Origin of the sequence: Pseudoalteromonas sp. 1_2015MBL_MicDiv (genome assembly GCF_002407505.1) — a bacterium.
GTDB classification, from domain to species: Bacteria; Pseudomonadota; Gammaproteobacteria; order Enterobacterales; family Alteromonadaceae; genus Pseudoalteromonas; species Pseudoalteromonas fuliginea.
The window spans coordinates 1,882,630-1,906,769 of record NZ_CP012737.1 but is presented as its reverse complement, the minus strand read 5'-3'; the positions used below and the strand labels follow the sequence as shown (position 1 = coordinate 1,906,769).

The following is a 24,140-nucleotide window of genomic DNA, read 5'->3' as shown; positions in this document are numbered from 1 at the left end:
AGCACTAACTGCGTTGAATTTACTTGCAATAGGCCAGCTATTGACGCGTAAATTCGCCTTGTTTTCACTGAAAATCTTTAGCTAGAGAAAATAAACTTAAATATCACCCTGATTCATAAGTTAGTAAATCTCTTAACCAGAGTTCAGGTTAAATGGCTATCTTATAAAATGATGATTAAAGATAATTAACAACAAATAGCACACAATGAGGAGAGACTCATGGCCGGTTTTGATAAGGTAGTTTCTAGTTACGAAGCTGCAATGGAAGGATTAAAAGACGGCGATACCATTATTGCCGGTGGTTTTGGTTTATGTGGTATTCCTGAGGGCTTAATTAAACAAATTAAGCACATGCAAACAAAAAACTTAACTGTAGTATCTAATAACTGTGGTGTTGATGACTTTGGTTTAGGTATTTTATTACAAGACAAACAAATTAAAAAAGTAGTTGCCTCTTACGTTGGTGAAAACGCCCTATTCGAGCAGCAGTTATTAAGTGGCGAAATTGATGTAGAGCTTACGCCTCAAGGCACACTTGCTGAAAAAATGCGCGCTGGTGGCGCGGGTATACCTGCGTTTTACACCGCCACCGGTTACGGTACTCCAGTTGCTGAGGGCAAAGACGTAAAAGAGTTTAATGGTCGCCCGTATATTTTAGAAGAATCTATAACAGGTGAATTTGCTATTGTTAAAGCGTGGAAAGCCGACCGCTTTGGTAATTTAGTGTTTAGACACACCGCCATGAACTTTAATCCAATGGCTGCAACAGCGGGTAAAATTACCGTTGCCGAAGTAGAAGAAATTGTAGAGCCGGGTGAGCTTGAGCCAAGCCAAATTCATACCCCAGGTATTTTTGTAAATCGCGTTATTAAAGGCAGCTTTGAAAAACGCATTGAACGTGTAACAACACGAGATTAAGCAGGAGCATAATTATGGCATTATCACGTGAACAAGTTGCAATGCGCGTTGCACAAGAACTTCAAGATGGTTACTACGTAAATTTGGGCATAGGAATTCCGACACTCGTCGCAAACTATGTACCAGATGATATTGAAGTTATGTTACAGTCCGAAAATGGCCTTTTAGGCATGGGCCCGTACCCCACTAAAGCAGAGCTAGACGCCGATATGATTAACGCGGGTAAAGAAACCGTGACAGCAGCCAAAGGTGCAGCCATATTTAATAGTGCAGATAGTTTTGCCATGATACGGGGTGGTCATGTAGACTTAACCGTTCTGGGTGCATTTGAAGTTGACCAGAACGGCAACATCGCATCGTGGATGATCCCTAAAAAGCTGATTAAAGGCATGGGTGGCGCGATGGATTTAGTCGCTGGCGCGAAAAATATTATTGTTACTATGACCCATGCAAGTAAGCATGGTGACTCTAAACTATTAGAGGCCTGCTCTTTACCGCTTACTGGCGTTAATTGCGTAAAAAAAATAGTAACAGATTTAGCCGTATTAGAAGTTAAAGACGGCGCATTTCATCTATTAGAACGTGCTCCGGGCGTATCTGTTGATGAAATCATTAGTAAAACAGCAGGTAAATTACTTGTTGACGGTGAAGTTCCAGAAATGGTTTTTTAGGCTTTAGCTTAAAAATAACGCTTTACCCTGTACCGACCTCATTCCCAGTGCCAATGGCGCTGAGTTACCCAAAATCCCTCGCAAGAGGGATTTTTTTTGTCCTTTTGCATTATTTTTAGGCTAATTCATACATCTGTAGTAAATTTTTATCTATAATAGTTGCATAAATAGATGATTAGTTAGCTAGAGCATTTGCACTACTTTGTTGTTATCATGCACCACTTTTGTGAACTTGCTCTATGAGTAATTTTAACTTGTTGAAATTACTAACATTACTAACTGGTTCGATTTTTGCCTATACTAGGCTATACAAACAACTTAATACTGGAAAACATGCAAACTCCTATTCGTGGCCTTCGATCTTTTTGCTTTGCAGCAAGAAGCCTAAGTTTTAAGCATGCAGCTAATGAGCTGTACTTAACACCTTCGGCAGTAAGCCATCAAATAAAACAACTTGAAGAACAGCTTGGTATTGAACTTTTTCAGCGTAAAACACGTTCAATAAGTTTAACAACAGCTGGTAAAAACTTTTTTGATGCCGTATCTCCTATCATTACCATGTTAGAAGGTACCATTAACGAGTTTAGTCAGATGCAACAAAACACTAATTTAACAATTACCTTGCCTGAGTTTTTTGCAAGCGAATTACTTATGCCTAAATTAAGTGAGTGGACGACAGAGCATCCTAATATTAATTTACAAATGGATACGCTTAAAACACGCAAAGAAATAACACGGCATAGCGATTTATCTATTGTATTGTCCTCTAGTAAACCTACTGAAGGCTTAGTAACTGAATTATTTAATCTTGAATATATCCCTGCGTGTAATGAAAAACTGCTCAACCAGTGGAAAAATGATCATCGTAAAGCATTAAACCAAGTTCCGCTAATTCTACATAAAGCGCGTCCTTGGGCGTGGCATCAATGGGCTGAAAAAGCAGGCATTGATGACTTTTCTCCTTCGCAAATTATCCAAATAGATAGTATGTTTGGTGTAGCACGTGCTGCGCAGCAAGGCATGGGCATTGCGCTTATTCCACTGCCAATTAGCCAAAGTTGGTTAGATGAGAAGTGGCTGTATAAATTATTTGAACAGCCTTTAACAACTAAAGATAAATACTACTTAGTACAACACGAATCCAACACACCTAATCACCCACTTGATTTATTTGCGAAGTGGGTTGTAAGCACATTTAGAAAAATCCAAGAATAATCCTTTATTAGGCGGGTTTATTAATACACCTAATTACGGGTTGTATTAATGGTTCGCTTAAATCTAATTTAAATTTTTGAATAATATTTTTATTTAAATACATAAACTTAACGCCACGCATTAGACTAAAGTCTATAGTTTAATTTTTTTCACTCATTGGTTTCGTTTTTATCGTTTGTCGAAAATAAAGTTAAATATTAAAGTTACTCCATCAACTCAAAACAACTTACATTAAATTGTTTTTAAGAGTAATAAATGCAACCTTTTGAGTTTTAGTAACTCATAAGTAGCAGTAAAAAATCTTTATATTGTGTGTGAAGATGTTGTCAGTGTGAAAAAGCGGTTCAAGTTAGGTGGTGACTTAGCTTGAACTGTTTTTATTCTCGGCTCAAACCACATGATAAGTAATACAAGACTACCAAAGTGTAGCAAACAGAATCTTTATATTGTGTGTGAAGATGTTGTCAGTGTGAAAAGCAGTTCAAGTTAGGTGGTGACTTAGCTTGAACTGTTTTTATTCTTGGCTCAAACCACACGATATGTAATACAAAGCTACTTAAGCGTAGCAAACAGAATCTTTATATTGTGTGTGAAGATGTTGTCAGTGTGAAAAATGGTTCAAGTTAGGTGGTGACTTAGCTTGAACTGTTTTTATTCTCGGCTCAAACCACATGATATGTAAAACAAAGCTACTTAAGCGTAGCAAACAGAATCTTTATATTGTGTGTGAAGATGTTGTCAGTGTGAAAAATGGTTCAAGTTAGGTGGTGACTTAGCTTGAACTGTTTTTATTATTAAGCACATACATAATATAGTTATATCAGGGCGGGATCACACTTTGTAAATAAACAAATTTTATGATCTAATACCATAAATTTAATCACCTTAAACTTATTATGTCACTCTTCTCACATTTAGAACTCGTCAAAGATAATCGTTCACATATAAATCAGCACCATAACTTAGTTGATGTGCTTTTTCTTATTATTACTGCCGTTACATCAGGGTGTGAAAACTGGCAAGATATTGAAGTCTATGGCGAAAGTAAGCTTTATTGGTTAAGAGGATTTCGTTCTTTCAAAAATGGCATACCCACTCGACATAGTATTGCTCGGATTTTTAGAACCGTTGATACTGACTCATTACTACTCGCGATGTATAGCTGGGTCAATCAAAACCGCGTTAAATCAGCGCATCCTGTCATTGCCTTCGATGGCAAAACTATTCGCGGAGCAAGTAAACACATTGCTGATAAATTACACCTCGTCTCAGCATTTGATTGTGAGGCAGGTCTCACATTATTCCACCAAACAGTTGGCAGTAAGACGAATGAAATACCGGCAGTTCGGGATTTATTGAAAATACTCGATATCAATAACACCGTCATTACACTTGATGCTTTGCACTGCCAAAAAGAAACGCTAAAACAGCTAATTAGCAGACATGCAGATTATCTAGTGCAAGCAAAGGGTAATCAAAAGAAACTTTATAGCGCGATTCAAGATGCATTTACACACCAGTATGAATCTGAAAACTCAGAGATACTTAGTCATGTAACACAAGATGCAGGGCATGGGCGAAAAGAAGTACGCACGATAGATTGTCTTGATGCGCGTTTATTACCGAGTGAAATTAAAGAAAGCTGGCCATCAGTTAGGACAATCGTTGCGGTGCAGCGAGAGCGAACGAAGGGTAATAGAACGAGTATTGACACACATTACTACCTAACATCGTTGACAGACAATATATTGATAAGTAAAGCAATAAGACAACATTGGCTGATAGAAAATCAGCAACACTGGATACTGGATGTCGTATTTAAAGAAGATGCCTGTCAAATAAATGAGCCATTAAGTGCGCAACATATGGCACTATTTAGACGCGTCGTTAGGAACATGATAAAGCAGCATACGAAAAGCAAGGGGTCAATAAGAAGTAAGTGTGTAAGAGCTTGTTATGATGATGCTTTTAGAGAAGAACTTCTTTTTGGTTAACATTTTTAACAAAGTATGCTCGCGCCCTGATAGTTATATACAGGTTAATACCTTTTAAAAAGCCCCGTAAGTTATAACTTACGGGGCTTTTTAAGTTAATTTTTTATTTGATATTCTTTTTTCAGTTCCTGTATTTGCACTTTATGTGAAAGCAAGAATGTATCAAATTTCTTAATCACGTCAGGGTAGTCAATTGACGATAATAAAAAGGCTTGTAAATCTACCGGCAATTCGTTTTGAAAATAAACGGGTCGGGTTAATTTAAAGTATTTAACGATATTATAGTTTAATACATCGTTAGATATGTAAATACACTCCACTCGCTCTTTTAAAAGCAACTCTATCAATTCCCTTACATTAGCGGTTTCAATTAACTCAACGTTTTCGTTGTTCATTAATAGTTTAAAGCTTTGAGGCGTAAACCCTCTCACCGTTGCAAAACTAACGCATTCATCAATAGTGATATTTTTATTTAAACTCGCAATACCCGTTTTAGTTACAACGGTTGGCTGCGAATAAATAATTTCATTTAAATCACCAAAGGAAGCTTTATAACTTGGTTTCCATTGAGGATTATCTGGGTATTTAAAATCAACATGATGGTGGTCAATAAATTCTTTATAGAGACGATTAATTGGTAATGTGTAGAACTCAAATTTGAAATCGTGCTGTTGAGCAAACAAGGTAAGTAATTTTTGACTAAAGCCATAATAGTCACTGCTATCAGCCCCATTACCGTCAAAGTACGGAAGGTATTCTATATTTTCAACACCCACTAAATAATGAGTGGCTGATTTAGCGTTGGTCATTAAGAACAGAAAAATAAAAGGTAGATAAATTGACTGCTTAGCTATTTTTGATAATAGATTCATTAATAACCTAAAGAATATATTGCTGCCGGATTTAAGCCAATCAAACTTTAACAAATTTACGGGGATTATGATAAAACTATTTTGTTTTATGCAAAAAGCCTGGCTTTAAACCAGGCTTTTTATTTAGCTATTTAGCTTTTATCTCTTGGTACAAAATCAAGAACGGTTGCATTAATACAGTAGCGATCACGCCCTCTTGGGCCTTCACCTGGAAATAAATGCCCTAAGTGTATACCTGTACTTTTAGAGCGAAGCTCAATACGTGTCATGCCCCAGCTGCTATCGTCATGCTGTGTTACGTTGTTTTTTACTGGATGAGTAAATGACAACCAACCAGTACCTGAGTTAAACCTATCGCTTGTATCAAATAGAGGCTCTCCACTTAATTTATCAACAAAAGTACCATCAGGTGTATTTTTAAACTCTTTGTATTCTTTGCAATAGGGCCTATCTGTTCGTGCATCGAATGCAACTTTATAAGCATCACTGTTACCTAATTTGAATGCGCCTAATGCTTTATAAAACTCTTCAGGTGTTGCATAGCCTTGGCGGCCATATACCTCAACGCCATTTTCTAAAAACAAAATGGTCGGTGTTGCCCATGTGGCTGACTTAATAGTTAAATCATCAAGCTGGTCAGCATGGCGAAACGACATTGGTATTGTGCCTTTGTAATCATTTGCGACTGTTTTTTTAAATTTTTCACAGTATGGGCAGTATTCACGTGAATCTAAGACTACGATTTGCTTGCCTGCTATTAAAGCAGTGTTATCTACTTTTTCTACGGGTGTTTTATTAAAAACAACACCGGTAGAATGATCTGGGCAATAGCCATTGGGATTTTTTTCTAAATAATTTTGATGATACTCTTCTGCCGATACAAAACCTGTAAGTGGTTTAATAACCGTTTCGATTTTGCCGTAGCTCGCATCAGTTAAAAGCTGCTGATATTGCGATTTAACTTGCTCAGCAACTTTAGCTTGTGCATCAGTAGTCGTTAATACAATTGAACGATATTGCGTACCGATGTCGTTACCTTGGCGATTTTTTTGCGTAGGATCATGACTTTCAAAATAGTTTTTTAAGAGATCTTCTGCTGAAATTATATTGCTGTTATACATAACTTGCACAACTTCAGCATAATTGTTCTCGTCAAAGCGACGAGACTGATCAGTAATATTTCTGTACGTTGCTTTAAACCCATTACCGTCAGCATAACCCGACTCGGCATCAATAACGCCATTAAGCGCTTCGTAGCGTTTTTCAGCTCCCCAAAAACAACCAGACCCCAGTACAATGGTTTCTACATGCATGGTGGCTTCTACATTACTGTGTTCTACCTTTTCCATAGATAAAGCAAAGCTGCCTGCGCTAAATATAATAGCAGCGCCTGATAAATATAATAAATGCTGGTGTTTCATAAAGTACCTCATAAACAAGTGCGTGCTAATTAAGACCTCCTTATCTTAATTTTCATTTCAACCTAATTACTTATTTAGTACGAAGCGTATTAAGTTTTGGTCCTCAATAAGTTAAATACGATTAATTGAATATAAAAACACTCTTAAACCAAGCTGAGCAAATAAACATAACTACTTAGTCGCAATGGTATAAATAAATTAATAAAACTGTGTTACGTTTAAATTATGTTGTACAAATAGGTTTATTTAATGAAGCCAACTCCTCATATTTATGCATTAACAAACAGTAGTTTATTGTTTGATGCATCGAATTTAAACGCTAAAGATAGACTCTCTATTCAAAAGAAAATTTGGGCTTTAACTAGCCACTGTAAAAGCACTGATGAATTTAGCGATTTGGTGCCAGCCATGAACTCGCTCACTCTTTATTTAAAATCAGATAAACACTTAAAAAAGTGGTTACAAGTGCTACCTTCGCTGTGGAATGACATTAAAACGAGTACATTTAAGGGGCAGCATCACTTAATCGAAACGACCTACAAGGGTGAGGATATTAATTACGTGGCTCGTTATCATAATTTAAGTGCCGATGAAGTTATTAATATTCATAGTAAAACCAAGTACCACGTTTTATTTCTAGGCTTTCAGCCCGGCTTTGCTTACCTACATGGCTTAAATGAGCAATTACATACACCAAGACGTGATGAGCCACGCATTAAAGTTCCTAAAGGTTCTGTTGCGATAGGTGCTGCACAAACCGGAATTTACCCCGCAGATACCCCTGGTGGTTGGCACATAATAGGTCATACAGACACTGCTTTGTTTGATTCGACCTCTGAGCAACCTTGTTTAATTCAACCAGGCGATACGCTTGAATTTGTTCCGCTCGTTAATAAAGGAGCAAATCATGATTAAAGTACTTAAAAGTGGTGTATTGCTTACAATTCAAGATTTTGGCCGTGAAGGCTACCGCCATTTAGGTGTAAGCAAAGCGGGTAGCTTGGACCCTATTGCACAAATAATTGCTAATAGATTACTTAACAATAACGACAATGATGCCGTTTTAGAAATAACCGTTGGTTTGTGCGAGCTTGAATTTACCTGCGACACAGTAATTGCACTGCATGGTGCCGATTTGCAAGCAACCCTCGATGGACATGCAATTTATCCTGGCTGGACATATGCAGTAAAAAACAAACAAGTACTGAGCTTTGCTACTGGTAGAGCCGGCTTAAGAGCTTATTTAGCAGTGAAAGGCGGTATACAAAATACTGAGGTTATGGGCTCTAAATCTACAGATTTAAACGCGTGTTTTGCTGGTATTGAAGGTAGAGCTCTCACCACTGGTGATGAAATACCTATTACTCCTTATTATGGAGAGTTTATAAAAGTAGGCGCAATGGCCCCCGCCCAGCGCAAGCTTATACGGCTGCACCAAAGTCCTCATGCTAATTTATTAGGCCAGCCTTTACTTAGCAACTTTGTATCTACCGCATTTAAAGTTAGTAGTAACAGCAACCGAATGGGCGTAAGGCTTGAGCATAAAAATAATTTGGCACATTCGCACTCTTTGCCATCATTAGGGGTGAGTCCTGGGAGTATTCAACTACCACCAAATGGAGAGCCTATTGTGTTACTAAATGATGGCCAAACCACAGGGGGCTATCCGCTTTTAGGCACTGTTATTGAAGCCGACTTACATCAATTTGCACAATTTAGACCTTTAGATACTGTTGAGTTTAAATATGTAACGTTTGAAGAAGCAGCAAAGGCGAAGCAGAAACTTGACGGACACCTGCATCAATTGAGCCTTGCACTTAAAAATAACCTATAAAAACATTCTAAAAATAAATAGGAAAACTATGTTCGATTTAAATTATTGGCCGCTTATTGGCATTCCTGTTGTAGTTATCGGTTTTGCACTGCGCTTTAACCCTTTACTAGTGGTTACCTTTGCAGGACTTGCGACCGGCTGGGCTGTCAATCTTGATTTTATCAGCTTGCTGCAAACGTTTGGCGAAAAGTTTATGAACTCGCGCCAATTAGCGAGCTTCATTTTAATTTTACCTGTTATTGCACTGCTTGAACGTTATGGATTACAACAACGTGCGCGCGATTGGATTTCACAAATTAAAACAGCCACCAGCGCGCGTATACTCGCTCTTTATTTTATTGTTAGAGAATGCTCGGCTGCACTTGGTTTACTGTCACTCGGTGGACAAGCACAAACGGTTCGCCCTTTGCTTGCTCCTATGGCATTAGGAGCTGCTACAAATAAATATGGCGAATTGCCTAAACCCGTAAAAGACATGATCAGCGCCCATGCGGCGGCAGTTGATAACATTGCAGTATTTTTTGGTGAAGACATATTTATAGCCTTTGGTGCTGTTTTACTTATGGATGCATTTTTAAAAGAAAACGGTATAACCGGTATTGAACCACTGCATATTGGTCTATGGGCAATCCCTACTGCAATATGCGCTTTAGTTATACATTTATTTAGACTAGCTCGACTCGAAAGTAAAATTGCAAAAGCGGTTCAAAAGTACAATGCACCGGAGCCAATACTATGAGTAAAGTAATTGACGCCGATGTATCGCACTCAAGCACTGCACTCGTGACTATTGAAAACATATACCTGCTTATTGGCATCATGGTAATGTTTTTAGTAGTACGTACCCTGCAAGACAAAAATCATCCCAAAAGGCTTACAACCGCCCTATTTTGGTTTTTATTTGGCAGTAGCTTTTTATTTGGTGATTTTGCTATTGCAACTCTTGGTGCACAAATAACGTATTTAATGGTGGGCATTAGCGTATTACTCATTGCTTTATTAGCCGGCTTAAATTTAGTTTCTATGGGAAGTTACTCTATTCCCAGCGAGCAGGTTCAAAACCAAAGCGCTAAGACTCTAGGTAATAAGTTATTTATTCCCGCTTTAATGATCCCAATTGTTACCGTAGTCTTTACTGTACTATTTGGTAATGTAGCTATAAACAATGTTTACTTACTTGATCAACGCCACTTAACACTTGCATCTTTAACCATTGCTTGTATTTTTGCATTACTTGTTGGCTGGAAAATAACCGGTGGAAGCCCTGTTCAAGCCGTAAGCGAATCACGCCGCTTAGTAGATTCTATTGGTTGGGCAGCCATTTTACCGCAAATGCTAGCCATGCTTGGTGGGGTATTTATTGTGGCGCAAACAGGCGACTCAATTAAAGAACTAGTTACTTTATTTATAGCCCCTGATAACCGTTTTATGCTGGTTGTTTTGTATTGTATAGGTATGGCATTTTTTACCATTATTATGGGTAACGCGTTTGCTGCATTTCCAGTGATGACTGCTGGTATTGCGATGCCATTTTTAATTGAAGGTCATGGCGCAAGCCCTGCACCTTTAGTGGCGCTAGGTATGTATAGCGGCTATTGCGGTACGTTAATGACGCCGATGGCAGCCAATTTTAATATTATTCCTGCCGCTCTTTTAGACTTAAAAGATAAGTACCATGTAATAAAGGTTCAAATTCCGACGGCAGTTACCTTACTCGCCGTTAATATTATTTTAATGTATAGCTTGGTGTTTAATGACTAAATCAACTTCTTCAATGGCTTGTGTATTAATAACCGGCTTTGCGCCTTTTGGTGGCGAAGCTATAAATCCTTCTTGGCAAGCAGTGCAAAAACTTGATGAAACTATCATCATGAAACACAAAATATGCACACTAGAACTTGCCTGTGAATTTAATACGTCTATCAGTCAGCTTATAAGCGCCATTGAGTCGCACAATCCGGCGGTTGTTTTGTGTATAGGCCAAGCAGGTGGGCGCAGTGAAATATCAATAGAGCGAATAGCAATAAACGTTGATGATGCGCGTATTAAAGACAATGCAGGTAATCAACCTGTCGATACACCAATAGAAAAAAATGGCCCTGATGCCTATTTCACAAACTTACCAATAAAGCGCATGTTACAAGCATTGCACAACAGTAATATACCAGCTGCCATTTCGAATACTGCAGGCACGTATGTGTGTAATCACGTTATGTATGGTCTTATGCATTACATAAATGATCACTGCGCTGTAATGAAAGGTGGCTTTGTGCATATTCCTTATTTACCAAGCCAAGCTGTGCACCACAATGGCGCACCAAGCATGAGTGAGGAAACCGTTATTAACGCGCTGAAAGTGATGGTTGCGCAAGCTTTGAACAATAATAGTGACGTAAAAATAGCAGCAGGTACCACACATTAACCACTTTGGTGCAGTTAAATATAACTTGGTGCATAAATTATTCTTAATTAATTGTAAAAGCTATGTGACTTGAGTAATTTTTTCTGATAAAACAAGGTTTCGCAGCACAGCAAATTGGCTTTGCTGCACACATAATAGGAATGAGGAGTTACTATGTGTTCAATTTTTGGGGTATTAGATATAAAATCTGATCCCACTCAATTGCGTACCCAAGCAATTGAAATGTCAAAGCTGCTTAGACACCGAGGCCCAGATTGGTCTGGTGTATACGCATCTGAAAAAGCTATTTTAGTGCATGAGCGTTTAGCTATTGTTGGTGTATCAAGCGGTGCACAGCCTTTATACAATCCTGAAAAAACAAATATTTTAGCGGTTAACGGCGAGATTTATAATCATAAAGAACTTGCAGCAGAGCTAGATGTTGATTTTACTTTTCAAACTCAATCAGACTGTGAAGTTATTTTAGCGCTGTACAAACAAAAAGGGCCTGACTTTTTAGATGACCTAAATGGCATTTTTGCATTTTGTTTATACGACGAAGAAAATGAAGCCTACTTAATTGGCCGTGACCATATTGGTATTATCCCGCTTTACACTGGTCACGACGAGCACGGTAACTTTTACGTTGCTTCTGAGCTAAAAGCACTTTCTCCAATTTGTAAGCATATTGAAGAATTTCCACCAGGGCATTACCTGTACAGCAAAGATGGTAAAATGACGCCTTATTACAAGCGTGATTGGGAAACGTTTGATGCAGTTAAAGATAACAGCGCACAAGCCCTAGACGTTAAAGATGCATTAGAAGCGGCCGTTAAACGCCAGCTAATGTGTGACGTGCCTTACGGTGTATTACTTTCTGGTGGTTTAGACTCATCAGTTATCTCTGCTATCACCCAGCGCTTTGCTGCCAAACGTATTGAAGATAATGACGAAAGCGATGCATGGTGGCCTAAGCTGCATTCTTTTTCAGTAGGCCTTGAGGGTTCACCTGATTTAGCCGCTGCCCAAAAAGTAGCTGACATGATTGGTACTATTCACCACCCTATCATTTTTACCATTCAAGAAGGTATTGATGCACTGCGTGAAGTGATTTACCACATAGAAACCTACGACGTAACAACAATTCGTGCCTCTACACCTATGTACTTAATGGCTCGCCAAATTAAAGCGATGGGCATTAAAATGGTGTTATCCGGCGAAGGTGCTGATGAGCTATTTGGTGGTTACTTATACTTCCATAAAGCGCCAAATGCACAAGAGTTCCATGAAGAATTAAACCGTAAAGTATCAAAACTGCATATGTTTGACTGTTTACGTGCTAATAAATCAATGGCTGCATGGGGCGTTGAAGCACGTGTACCGTTCCTCGATAAAGAATTTGTTGATGTTGCTATGCGTATCAACCCTGAAGCCAAAATGTGTAAAGATGGCAAAATTGAAAAACACATTTTACGTGAAGGTTTTGATGGCTACTTGCCTGATGAAGTTTTATGGCGCCAAAAAGAGCAATTTTCAGACGGTGTTGGTTACAGTTGGATTGATACGTTAAAAGAGTTTGTAAATGAGCAAGTGAGCGATCAAGAGCTTGCAAATGCAAAATTTAAATACCCTATTAATACACCAGATTCAAAAGAAGCTTACTACTACCGTACTATTTTTGAATCGCACTTTCCGGGTGATGCATCAGCTAAATGTGTACCGCATGGTAAATCAGTAGCCTGTTCGACTCCTGAAGCACTTGCATGGGACGCATCGTTCCAAAACAATGCTGATCCATCAGGTCGTGCTGCGGGCGTTCATAACGACGCGTATGCAAGCAAAGGTTAACACTCTTTGTTTAACGAAGCGTAAGCCCAAATGGCTTGCGCTTCGCTTTATAAAACTCACTTCCACCGAATCTGTTTTTTATAGCCCTGCAAATAACTTAAAAGGCTCTAGTGCTTTAATTGTTATTTATAAAAATGGGTTAACATCAAAAACAATGCAATATATTGCATCACAATCAAACCACCCTGCTACCGTATTTTTAAATCACAATGAGATAACTAAACGCCATTGTAATATTCGCTGGTTTAACCAAACAAGTGAAATTAAACGCTGTGGACATGGCACTTTAGCGGCCGCTAATTTTTTAATAAAGCATTTTGGTTATTGCCCAGAAGTACTTACATCAATGAGTAATGAGCGTTTTACTATAAGAGTAAAAAAACAACGCACCCAGTTATTACTAAAAAGCATAGAGCCTAAAAAAAGCGAATTAGCTGCAGATGAGTTAAAAAGTGTGTTTTCATCAGCAATAAAAGCAGCCTACAGTACCGGCGATAAAAACGGTTATACGGTTGTATTATTTAATAAAGAATTTAGTAAAGACGTTGAAAAAGACGATTTAAAAAGCTTACATGTTGATTTTAACGCTTTGAGTAAATTCCATAAAAATGCTGTTATAGCGCTCAGTATAAAAAATACAGACAAAAAAAATGCTGTAGCGCATTTTAGATACTTTGCACCCCAGTTTGGTGTAAATGAAGACAGTGCTACGGGATCTGCGGTATCTGTTATTGCCCCACTGCTATTTAGACTGTACGGTTTAAATAAAGCCAAGCTTATCCAGCAATCAAATAATGGCGCATTGCTAAGCTATGAGTTTAGCAATGCTAAAGTTGTCATTTACTAAAGATAACTTAAGTAAACGTTTATAGCGGTCTTAACAAGCACAATGCAAAATAGTTACTATCGTCTTGCCATGTTTGCTCTAACTTTAAATTAGCTTGCGCTGCTAGCTGCTTAAACGACTCGAGCGTGTACTTGTGAGAGTTTTCTGTATGGATACTTTCACCTTCTATAAAGTCTATTTGCTGATCATTTATAATCACGCTTTGAGTGCAATTACTTACTAAATGCATTTCAATACGGCTATGTTGCTCGTTAAAGCGTGACTCGTGGCTAAAGTTATCTATATTAAATGTGCCGTTTAGCTCGTTATTAATACGTTGTAGTAAATTTTTATTAAATGCGGCGGTAACTCCCGCTTTATCGTTATATGCATCAAGTAACACTTGGCGCTCTTTAACTAAATCAACCCCAATTAATACATAACCGTTTACACCGCATAAGCGATGGAAATTATTCATAATCTCGATGGCTTTAACTGGAGAAAAATTGCCAAGAGTCGAGCCCGGAAAGTACACCAAATTGGTTTGACTATCTAAAGCGGTGTCTTTGGTTAGCTGTTTAACCATTTGATTATGTGTAAAGTCTCCTAGTAATGGCGAAATTGCCAAATCTGGAAATAATGGCGACAAATGTGCAAGTGAATAACTGAGCATCTCCTCAGAAATTTCAAACGGTACGAAGGTTTTTACGTTTGCCATATGCGCTAATAAATACGCGACCTTTTTACCCGAACCACACCCAGGCTCAATAATAGAGAGGTTTTCAGGTAGCATTTGAGCAATCGACTGCGAGTATTGCTCTAAAATAGACAGCTCAATACGTGTAACATAATACTCTTGTAAGGATGTTATTTGCTCGAATAATGCAGCACCTTTATCATCGTAAAAATACTTACACGGAAGCGTTTTTTGTTGTTGAGTTAATCCGCTTATCACGTCGTTTAAAAATTCAGTGTCGGTTATGTTACTTTGTTTAATCGCTGTAACTTGGCTCATACTATATCCTTAGCTAGTCTTATCCCGCTGCACATCCACGCTTGATGTGGGTAATAAAAATTTCGGTATGTTTGTCGTAAATGGTTTTGAGGGGTAAACACACACCCGCCCCGTAACACCATTTGGTTATTCATAAATTTACCATTGTATTCCCCTGCTACTCCTTCAATAGGCTTAAAACCGGGGTATGGCAAATATGCACTGTTTGTCCATTGCCAGCATGAATCCGTTAACTGGTTTATTTCAGTATCATCTTTTGCTTGTTGTGGTGTTAGGTAGTTATTATTAGTGTCTGTTGAAGGTGTATTTTTAGCAGCATATTCCCACTCGAACTCTGTAGGCAAGCGAGCCCTTACAAAATTAGCATAGGCGCTGGCCTCAAAATAACTAACATGGCTGATGGGTGCACTTAAATTTAAAGGCTGCAATCCGTAGTGTGTAAACTCAAACCATTCGTTATTTATGCAATGCCAATATAATGGATGCGTTAAACGAGTGTTTTGAATATGCGCCCAACCGTCGCTTAACCAATATTGTGGATTGCTATATCCACCGGCATTTATAAAGTCTAAATATTCACCATTAGTGACCAATCTATTAGCAAAACTGAATGGATGAATTAGTACTTGGTGTTTGGGGCACTCGTTATCATATGCAAATTCATCGTCGGCATTTGTGCCAATATTAATAATGGCTTGTTCAAAATTGATAAAATTAAGGGGTTTAATATCAGCTGATTTTTTTTGGCTATTTAAAAGCGATGTTTTATATTGAGGAAATAATGGATTTACTGAAAAGTTATATTTAATATCCATAAGCATTAGCTCTTGATGCTGTTGCTCGTGGTGTAACCCAAGTTCAATAATATCTTTAATGTGCGGGTTAACGTCAGTCTTAAGTAATTCAATCACGCGGCTATCTACATGTTCTCTGTAAGCTAGCACTTCGTCTAAACCTGGCCTAGATAAGCTTCCTCTGTTTGCCCGTTTAAATTGCTCTCCAATCCCATTGTAGTAAGAATTAAAAAGCATTTTATAGTGAGGGTTAAACACTGCGTACTGTTTACAATGAACACTAAGTAAAAACGTTTCAAAAAACCACGTGGTATGCGCTAAATGCCATTTAGTGGGACTAGCATCAGCCATAGCTTGTAATTGGCAATCTTCTACAGTGAGTGGTTCGATAATGGCTAGGCTTTCGTCTCTAACGCTGCAAAAGTGTTTAACAAGTTCGTTTTGATTGGTATCGTTTGTAACGCTTTCACGCATAATAGTATTAATCCTTTGCCTATCTATTTATAAAATATAGCTTAGGGCATGCTGAGCTTTTTGGATTGAAATTTGTTCAATCTAGGGGCGATTAAATCGCGGTACGAGGTTTGTAACCTAGTGGGCTAAGTAAAAACCGAGTAACAAAGAGTTAATCGTCCCTAGAAAGAACCCAAAGGGCAGTGTATGTTTGGTATTTATGCTGCGTTATCGCCTATTTATGGGGAATGACCACACTACATAGGCTCTGCCTTGCCTAAAAACCAAACATACTACTGTAAATTCAATCGCCAAAATTCAACATGCCCTAATGTTGTGTTAAATCATATTCATATTACAACTTGATTAAAGATGCTTATCGGCTTATAAATTTATAATAGGCTTGAAGAGAAATTTGCTCTTTGCTAGCCGGTTTTTGATTATTCTTACGTGTATGCAAGCATGAAAAATAACGCATAAGCTGTTACCGAACCGCTAAGCTATAAAACTAGGAGCGATTAAATCGCGACTAGACTTAACAAATTTCAATCCTAAAAGACTAACAAGTCCTAATATTTAAGCATTAATTAAGCTACTTAAAAATGATCTTTTTTTCTTAATCAAGTAAATTAATACTTTTAATAGCAAACTAAATTTTAACGTTCACTGAATTTTTAAATTTAGGGCTTTTAAATGAAAGAATCATGAATTTGGCCATATAAACAGCGTTTTAAATACAAATTCATTTACATTTAATATTTAACTCATACACTACTAGCTGTATGATCACGCTTCAAATTAGTTAGTCTTCAAATAATTACGGTATTACTTTTTACTTAATATTTAAAGACTAATGTAATTCGATATGACGCCGAATTTATTTTGGCTTGTTAGGACAACTAAAGAGGTATTGCATGAAGGAAAATCATGACAAATATAGTATTGACAACACGGATTACACCGTAGGTCAGGACAACGTACAAAAGTGGGGGTTTGATATTCACAACCCTGTTTTTGGAACTAGTGCGGGCCTGATTGTCATCTTTTTAATCGCCATACTTGTTACCGACCCACAAACTGCAAAAACAGCGCTTGATAGTATCAAGACCGATATTATTAATAATTTTGATGCCCTATTTATGTGGGCTGCTAACTTCTTTGTACTCTTTTGTTTAGCACTTATTGTTTCTCCTTACGGTAATATTCGCCTTGGTGGTGATGACGCTAAACCTTCTCACTCTCGCGTTTCATGGCTTGCTATGTTATTTGCTGCTGGTATGGGTATCGGCCTTATGTTTTGGGGCGTTGCTGAACCAGTTGCTTACTTTACTGGTTGGTACGAAACACCGCTTAATGTAGCCGCTAATACACCAGAAGCTGCAAAATTAGCAATGGGCGCAACAATGTTTCATTGGGGTCTTCACCCTTGGGCTATTTACGCTGTTGTTGGTTTATCTCTTGCATTTTTTACCTATAACAAAGGTTTACCGCTTTCAATTCGTTCTATTTTTTACCCTATATTAGGTGATAGAGCTTGGGGTTGGCCTGGTCATATCATTGATATCTTAGCTGTACTTGCTACGTTATTTGGCCTTGCAACATCTTTAGGTTTAGGTGCGCAACAAGCTTCTGCAGGTATTAACCACGTATTTGGTACAGAAGGTGGCATTGGCTCTCAAATTCTAGTTATTGCGGGTGTAACACTTTTAGCCATTGTCTCTGTGGTTCGTGGTATTGACGGTGGTGTGAAACTGCTAAGTAATGTAAATATGCTAATTGCGTTTTCATTATTATTGTTTGTTTGTTTAGTAGGCTTTGCTGTAGCAATGGGTAATGTACCCACTACCGTAATGGGCTATGTAGAAAATATTATTCCATTGAGTAATCCTCACGGTCGTGAAGACGAAACATGGATGCATGGTTGGACTGTATTTTACTGGGCTTGGTGGATTTCCTGGTCACCGTTTGTAGGTATGTTTATCGCGCGTGTATCACGAGGTCGTACAATTCGTGAATTCTTAATTGCGGTTTTACTTATCCCTACTCTAGTTACTGTTTTATGGATGTCTATTTACGGCGGTATTGCGATTGATCAAGTAGTTAATGGTGTTGGTGCGTTAGGCACTAATGGTTTAACTGAAGTACCTTTAGCTATGTTCCAAATGCTTGATGAATTACCTTTATCTAATATTTTATCGTTTATTGCAATTTTATTAGTGTTGGTATTTTTCATTACGTCATCTGACTCTGGTTCATTAGTAATTGATTCAATTACAGCTGGCGGTAAAATTGATGCACCGGTACCACAACGTATATTTTGGGCATCGGTTGAGGGCGCAATTGCAGCTGCTTTACTTTGGATTGGTGGCACACAAGCAATTGAAGCACTACAAGCAGGCGCTGTCTCTACAGGGTTGCCATTTACTATTGTATTATTATTTATGTGTTTAAGCTTAGTTTTAGGTTTACGAACTGAGCCTCGCCCAGTTAAGTAATACTTTTAGTGAGTAATACTTTTAATTAGTAACGAAAGCGCCGCAATTTTTGCGGCGTTTTTTTGTTTGGTCATTAAAAGCTAGAGCCACAGCTCTGAGATTGGAGTATCTACACGATAATGATAACTCAGCTGCGCTTGTAAAAGTTCTGCTGTAGCAAGTGCATCCGTTAACGCATTGTGATTTTGATATGCTGGTAGGGAATAACGCGCACGGCAATCTGTTAGTCTAAGAGAACCTAATTTTGTGTTAAACAACCGCCCTAATAATCCCTGCCTTGCTTTTAGTGCTCTTTTTTCTATTTCCATTGTATCAACAAGTGCAAACTCAATACCTTCTTTAAGCCTTAACAATAACGCATTATTTAAAAAGTGACGTTCTATTGCGGCATAATGCACCACGACAACTTTACCACTGAGCGCTTCAAGTAAAGGCTCTATAATTTGATTAAAGTCGGGGGCGTCGTCCACCTCAGAGTGCGTTATTCCATGTATTAAAATAGACTCTTCATGAAGGTTTCGCCTAGGCTGCACAACCCAATGCCGACTGTGCTTACAATAAATGCGCTCTAAATTGAATGGCACTAAACCAACACTCACTATATCGTCGTTTTGGCTATTTAAGCCTGTTGTTTCAAAATCCATTGCTACAAAAGGTACGTCTTTTATTGCAGCTTTGTCTTGATTATAAGCACCCGCATAAAAGTGTTTTAGGAGTTTATTTTTGGTGCTATTGGCAAGCTCGTTATACCTAGCTTGCCAATCAATTGCTTTATGATTACGCGGATTCATAGGCTACTTCACACCAGAGTTTGCTGTGTAGCTAAATTTTAAATAGCTTTGTGCTTTTTCTAAAATGGCGAACGCCTCTTTTAAGTTTCGTTGCTCGAACGGAGAAAGTAAATGTGGATCTAAGTCGTTATCGGGCTCTTCGCCCTTCTCTATTTGCCACGCTTGATGGCGAATTCGCATCATGGCAATATACTCAAGTGCATCACGTAAATCTTGCGCTTTACCCTGTGGTAAAAGTTTCGCTTCAATAATATCTTCTAGCCGCTCAAACGAATTTTGTTTACGCGAACCAATAGCTAATGCGTGCACGCGAATAACATCAGAAAGAGGTGCAGTCCCTCTTCGCTTTAAGTTCATTGAACGCTTATGTTGGCCATTATGCTCCATAACAAAGCCTTTAAAGAAACCTAGTGGAGGTGTTCTATTTCTAGCATTTGCTGCCATATTAGCTAAAAATACGCGATTTACTTTACTTTGTTTTGCTATAAATATTTTAAGCTCATCGGCCCACTTGGTTTTACCCCACACACCGTCTAAGTCAAAAAATATAGAACTATTAAGCAGTGCTTGTGGTTTTGGCTGTGCTATCCAATCTGCAAATTGATCGAACCACTGTGAGCGGGTTTTACGCCATTTTTTAAACGACGCCATAATTTCTCCATCACAGTAGGTGTAACCACACTGCGCTAAACCATCACACACAAAATCGGCAATATTTTGAAAATACGCGTTATGTTTCTCGTCGTCGTAACTGTCATCTAAAATAAGCGCGTTGTCTTGATCGGTTACAATAAGTTGCTCGTCTCGAGCCATTGAGCCCAGAGCAATAAAACAGTAAGGCACAGGAGGTGGCCCAAACTTTTCTTCTGCTAATACAAGTAGTCTTTGTTTAAATGTACGCCCTATAACAGCCATGGCTGTACCAACCATATGTGAGTTTGCATCTTCATTCACCATACGAACAAACACATTGGGCAATTGGCGTGCATAATGCGCCAAATCCTCTATTGTTTGTTGAGCCAGTATGCCACGTACAAGTAATAAGCTGCTTTGCGATTCATAACGCAAAATATCAGAGAGGGAGATAACTCCTATTGGGCGTCTTTTTTGTACTACTGGCAAATGATGTAAGTTATCTCTAAGCATGGCCAATACGGCTTCGAAAATATAGTCATTAGCATCTAAAAGTACTAAATTAGTGGACATAATGTCTTTTGCTTGCGTGTTAAAGGCAAGCCCTTTAGCCACTACTTTAGTGCGTAAATCCCTATCGGTTATTATACCAACTACTTGTCCGTCATCTTCTTCTGGATCATCATTTATGGGTTTATTTACATCGGTTACCAACACTGACGATACCGCCTCTTCGGTCATTAATTTAGCGATATCTTGTATTGTAGAAGTTGCATCTACGGTGACTACATCTCTGTGAATTAATGATTTTACCTTCGCGGTTGTCAGGTCATTGCCATCGGCTTGCTCGACAATAGCTTGATGCAAACGCACGTTACCGTCTGTTTCGAAGTAATCAGCAAACGCATCAAACTCATCACAGTAACGATTAAATAGCTCGACATTTATGCAATATACTAACGTATCTTCCAGAGCAGTTGCAGGAAAACGTACCTTACGGTTCATCAATAAACCCATTTGACCAAATATACCTGCGGTAGCCAAACGATTGTACAGTTCGCCATTTCGGCGATACATTTCTACAGAACCACTTCTAATTACATACAAATCAGAAATGTCTTGTCCAAAACTCAAAATATCTGTTTGAGCTCTGAAATAAGCCACTTCTACTTGTTGAGCTAGCTCATTAAGCGCTTTTTGAGGTAAGTCATCAAAAGGAGGATGTTGTGCTAAAAATTGTGCGATTTCAACTTGTTCGGCTTGCATAAATCCCTTCCTGTATGCGCATTAAAATGACTAAATCTATTTTGCAGACTAACACTATCATCGGGGTGTGAAAACAATTACTGCACAACTTTGGGCACAAAAAAAGAGCCTAAATAGACTCTTTAAATGTAACACTTATTGTATAAATTTATTTACCGCGCTGAGCGTCTTTTTGGGCTTTTTTAGCTTCTTTACGTTGCTGTAAAACAGCTTGTGCTTCATTACCGATATGGCCCTCACCGCGCGCTTGTGCTAGTTCTATTTGCTTTTGGCGCTCTGCAAAACGTGCGCGTTGTTCGTCCGTTACTTCTTCAATACAGTGATGACAAGAAACGCCTTCCATGTATTCAGGCTTTAACTTTTCGTCTTCTGTAATTGGCATACGACACGCGTGGCATTGATCATAAGAGCCTTTTTGTAGGTCATGATCAACCGCAACGCGATTATCAAATACAAAACACTCGCCTTCCCACATGGTTTCTTCTTTTGGCACTTCTTCTAGGTATTTTAAAATACCGCCTTCAAGGTGATAAACTTCATCAAAACCTTGCTCTTTCATGTAGGCTGTCGATTTTTCACAGCGGATACCGCCGGTACAAAACATCGCCACTTTTTTGTGTTTTTCAGGGTCTAAGTTTTCTTTAGCCCACTGTGGAAATTCGCGAAAGGTTTTAGTATTTGGATCAACCGCATTTTGAAATGTACCAATTTCAATTTCGTAATCATTACGTGTATCAATTAAAATTACTTCAGGGTCAGATATAAGTGCGTTCCACTCATTTGGCTTTACATAGCTACCCACAACTTTAAGCGGATCTACGCCTTCAACGCCCATCGTTACAATTTCTTTTTTTAGTTTTACTTTAGTGCGGTAAAACGGACATTCATCGTCGTAAGATTCTTTTGTAACGATGTTTTTTAAATTTGGTTGCTCATCTAACCATGCTAATAAGTTGTCTATCCCTTCACGTTTTGCAGAAACAGTGCCGTTTATACCTTCGGCAGCGAGCAATAAAGTACCGCGTACTTCATTTGCTTCCATCACTTCTAGTAATGGCTTACGGATAGCTTCAAATTCAGGTAAACCTACAAACTTATACAGCGCACATACTACAAAGTGATCGCCCGTTACATTATCTTTATGAACAACAGTCATTATATTTCCTATTTTGCCTTGTTAGCCAATATTGGCGTTTACCGAATCGTAAATCCGGCGCATATGGGGCGCGTATTTTACGCTTTTTTAGTTTAATTGCAAAAAATAGCGCTATAGATTGGTTTTTACTGTTAGCGACCTAGCTGTGTAAGCTATAATGCGCTGATAAATTTATAGAGTTAATTTGCTCATTTTGGAGAAACACACATTGCAGTTTACTGATCTTGGGATTGATACACGCCTTGAAACACAACTAGCACATCAAGGGATCACCCAGCCCACCGATATTCAAGCGCATGCAGTGCCTACCGCACTTGCAGGGCATGACATTTTCGCTCAGTCTAAAACTGGGTCGGGCAAAACCTTGGCGTTTTTATTACCTGCTGTACAAAGGGTTATGAAACAAAAAGCACTCAGCAAACGCGATCCTCGTGTACTTATTGTTGCTCCTACGCGTGAGCTTGCTACGCAAGTATTTACTCAGCTGCGTTTATTAATTGCTGGCACAGCTATTAAGGCAGTTAAAATACTTGGCGGCGAAAACTTTAATGACCAAATAAAAGCACTTAGAAACGACCCACAATTCGTAGTTGCTACACCTGGGCGTTTAGCTGATCACATTACAAAACGCTCATTACAATTGAGCGGACTAGAACTGCTTATTTTTGATGAAGCCGATCGTATTTTAGATTTAGGTTTTACTGAGCAGTTAAAAATGATTAACGAGCAAGCTAATCACCGTTTACGTCAAACGTTATTGTTTTCTGCAACACTTGACCATGCACAAGTAGATGCTCTATCACGCAACCTATTAAAAAAACCAAAGCAAATTACGCTAAGTGCAGCAAATGAGCAACATAGCGATATTAAACAAACGTTATACCTTGCCGATCACCTTGATCATAAAGAAGCGCTATTAGAGCACTTTTTAAACCAAGATGATGTTGGCCAATGTATTATCTTCACAGCAACGCGTTCTGACACGAGCCGTTTGAGTGAAGCGCTTAATGCTAAAGGCTTCAAATCTGTAGCGCTTGCTGGTGATTTAACGCAAAGTAAACGTTTAGATATCATGGATTCGTTTAGTCGCGAAAACTTTAAAATATTGATCACCACCGACGTTGCATCTCGTGGTTTAGATTTACTAAGCGTAACGCATGTTATTAACTTTGATTTACCAAAACACGCTGAAGAATATGTACACCGCATAGGTCGCACAGGACGAGCAGGCTTTAAAGGTAACGCAATCTCATTAGTTGGCCCAAAAGATTGGGCAAGTTATTTAGCTATTAAAGCATTTTTAAATGACGAATTAAAATTTGCGAGCGTAGAGAGCTTAAAAGCTAAGTTTAAAGGTTTAAAAGAGAAAAAACCTGAGGCAGCGTGGGACAAATCTAAAGAAAAAGCCGCCGCTGTTAAAAAGCCTGCATTTAAGCGCAAAGCTAAACCTAAAAAGCCTACAGCACCAATTAAAGCACCGATGAACATTGATGGCGATACACCAATGCGCCGTAAAAAAAAGCCTGAGCAGGAATAA

General features: G+C 38.5%; 20 protein-coding genes. 13 read left to right on the top strand and 7 right to left on the bottom strand.

From position 1 onward, the window contains the following. Positions 1-219 precede the first annotated feature (219 nt). The 4 genes from AOR04_RS08605 to AOR04_RS08590 all read left to right on the top strand — a co-directional run bounded on the left by AOR04_RS08605 (position 220) and on the right by AOR04_RS08590 (position 4,798). Positions 220-918 carry a CoA transferase subunit A gene (locus AOR04_RS08605; RefSeq protein ID WP_008135270.1) on the top strand — a complete coding sequence of 233 codons (699 nt, stop codon included), beginning with the start codon at positions 220-222 and terminating at the stop codon, positions 916-918. Between the two features lie 14 nt (positions 919-932). Beyond that, the gene (locus AOR04_RS08600) at positions 933-1,589 is read left to right on the top strand and encodes a CoA transferase subunit B (RefSeq protein ID WP_007376577.1); all 657 of its coding nucleotides are present in this window, start codon (positions 933-935) and stop codon (positions 1,587-1,589) included. A gap of 333 nt (positions 1,590-1,922) precedes the next feature. Further along, entirely contained in the window at positions 1,923-2,804 is an 882-nt protein-coding gene (locus AOR04_RS08595) for a LysR family transcriptional regulator (protein WP_096793054.1), read from the top strand. Positions 2,805-3,700: 896 nt separating this feature from the next. Then, entirely contained in the window at positions 3,701-4,798 is a 1,098-nt protein-coding gene (locus AOR04_RS08590; RefSeq protein WP_096793053.1) for an ISAs1-like element ISPsesp1 family transposase, read from the top strand. 95 nt (positions 4,799-4,893) lie between these two features. Here the strand turns inward: AOR04_RS08590 and AOR04_RS08585 are convergent, their stop codons facing one another. Next, the gene (locus AOR04_RS08585) at positions 4,894-5,670 is read right to left on the bottom strand and encodes an amino acid ABC transporter substrate-binding protein (RefSeq protein WP_232525525.1); all 777 of its coding nucleotides are present in this window, start codon (positions 5,668-5,670) and stop codon (positions 4,894-4,896) included. 131 nt (positions 5,671-5,801) lie between these two features. Beyond that, complete coding sequence (gene msrA / locus AOR04_RS08580) at positions 5,802-7,091, bottom strand: peptide-methionine (S)-S-oxide reductase MsrA (protein WP_096793052.1); 1,290 nt, start codon at positions 7,089-7,091, stop codon at positions 5,802-5,804. Positions 7,092-7,340: 249 nt separating this feature from the next. Here msrA and pxpB point away from each other — a divergent pair, with 249 nt between their 5' ends. The 7 genes from pxpB to AOR04_RS08545 all read left to right on the top strand — a co-directional run bounded on the left by pxpB (position 7,341) and on the right by AOR04_RS08545 (position 14,021). Next, a complete protein-coding gene (gene pxpB / locus AOR04_RS08575) occupies positions 7,341-8,006 on the top strand; it encodes a 5-oxoprolinase subunit PxpB (protein WP_096793051.1) in 666 nt (221 codons plus the stop codon). Beyond that, positions 7,999-8,925 (top strand): biotin-dependent carboxyltransferase family protein, encoded by a 927-nt coding sequence (locus AOR04_RS08570; RefSeq protein ID WP_096793050.1) that lies wholly within the window; start codon positions 7,999-8,001, stop codon positions 8,923-8,925. The genes pxpB and AOR04_RS08570 overlap by 8 nt, the downstream gene beginning before the upstream one ends. A 28-nt stretch (positions 8,926-8,953) precedes the next feature. Further along, positions 8,954-9,664 carry a DUF969 domain-containing protein gene (locus AOR04_RS08565; protein WP_008139239.1) on the top strand — a complete coding sequence of 237 codons (711 nt, stop codon included), beginning with the start codon at positions 8,954-8,956 and terminating at the stop codon, positions 9,662-9,664. Next, positions 9,661-10,686 carry a DUF979 domain-containing protein gene (locus tag AOR04_RS08560; RefSeq protein WP_096793049.1) on the top strand — a complete coding sequence of 342 codons (1,026 nt, stop codon included), beginning with the start codon at positions 9,661-9,663 and terminating at the stop codon, positions 10,684-10,686. Before AOR04_RS08565 ends, AOR04_RS08560 begins: the two co-directional genes overlap by 4 nt. Then, positions 10,679-11,347: a pyroglutamyl-peptidase I gene (pcp, locus tag AOR04_RS08555; protein WP_096793048.1), complete on the top strand. Its 669-nt coding sequence runs from the start codon at positions 10,679-10,681 to the stop codon at positions 11,345-11,347. Before AOR04_RS08560 ends, pcp begins: the two co-directional genes overlap by 8 nt. 153 nt (positions 11,348-11,500) lie before the next feature. Beyond that, positions 11,501-13,174, top strand: a complete 1,674-nt coding sequence (asnB, locus tag AOR04_RS08550) for an asparagine synthase B (protein ID WP_096793047.1) — start codon at positions 11,501-11,503, stop codon at positions 13,172-13,174. After that, positions 13,158-14,021, top strand: a complete 864-nt coding sequence (locus AOR04_RS08545; protein WP_096793046.1) for a PhzF family phenazine biosynthesis protein — start codon at positions 13,158-13,160, stop codon at positions 14,019-14,021. The genes asnB and AOR04_RS08545 overlap by 17 nt, the downstream gene beginning before the upstream one ends. A 19-nt stretch (positions 14,022-14,040) precedes the next feature. Here AOR04_RS08545 and egtD read toward each other — a convergent pair whose 3' ends face one another. Both egtD and egtB read right to left on the bottom strand, forming a co-directional pair. Next, complete coding sequence (egtD, locus tag AOR04_RS08540; RefSeq protein WP_096793045.1) at positions 14,041-15,015, bottom strand: L-histidine N(alpha)-methyltransferase; 975 nt, start codon at positions 15,013-15,015, stop codon at positions 14,041-14,043. Continuing rightward, complete coding sequence (gene egtB, locus AOR04_RS08535; RefSeq protein WP_096793044.1) at positions 15,012-16,283, bottom strand: ergothioneine biosynthesis protein EgtB; 1,272 nt, start codon at positions 16,281-16,283, stop codon at positions 15,012-15,014. Before egtB ends, egtD begins: the two co-directional genes overlap by 4 nt. Before the next feature lie 893 nt (positions 16,284-17,176). Between egtB and AOR04_RS08530 the strand changes: the two genes are divergently transcribed. Beyond that, positions 17,177-18,757 (top strand): BCCT family transporter, encoded by a 1,581-nt coding sequence (locus AOR04_RS08530; protein ID WP_007376589.1) that lies wholly within the window; start codon positions 17,177-17,179, stop codon positions 18,755-18,757. An 80-nt stretch (positions 18,758-18,837) separates the two neighbouring features. On the opposite strand, the gene AOR04_RS08525 is transcribed toward AOR04_RS08530, so the two are convergent. The 3 genes from AOR04_RS08525 to trhO form a co-directional block, all read right to left on the bottom strand. Continuing rightward, positions 18,838-19,548, bottom strand: coding sequence for a 3'-5' exonuclease (locus AOR04_RS08525; protein ID WP_024595068.1), 711 nt, complete (start codon positions 19,546-19,548; stop codon positions 18,838-18,840). Between the two features lie 3 nt (positions 19,549-19,551). Beyond that, entirely contained in the window at positions 19,552-21,447 is a 1,896-nt protein-coding gene (locus tag AOR04_RS08520) for a DUF294 nucleotidyltransferase-like domain-containing protein (protein ID WP_096793043.1), read from the bottom strand. A gap of 148 nt (positions 21,448-21,595) precedes the next feature. Continuing rightward, entirely contained in the window at positions 21,596-22,603 is a 1,008-nt protein-coding gene (trhO, locus tag AOR04_RS08515; RefSeq protein WP_002961191.1) for an oxygen-dependent tRNA uridine(34) hydroxylase TrhO, read from the bottom strand. A 208-nt stretch (positions 22,604-22,811) separates the two neighbouring features. On the opposite strand from trhO, the gene AOR04_RS08510 reads away from it, so the two are divergent. Beyond that, positions 22,812-24,140 (top strand): DEAD/DEAH box helicase, encoded by a 1,329-nt coding sequence (locus AOR04_RS08510; RefSeq protein ID WP_008139225.1) that lies wholly within the window; start codon positions 22,812-22,814, stop codon positions 24,138-24,140.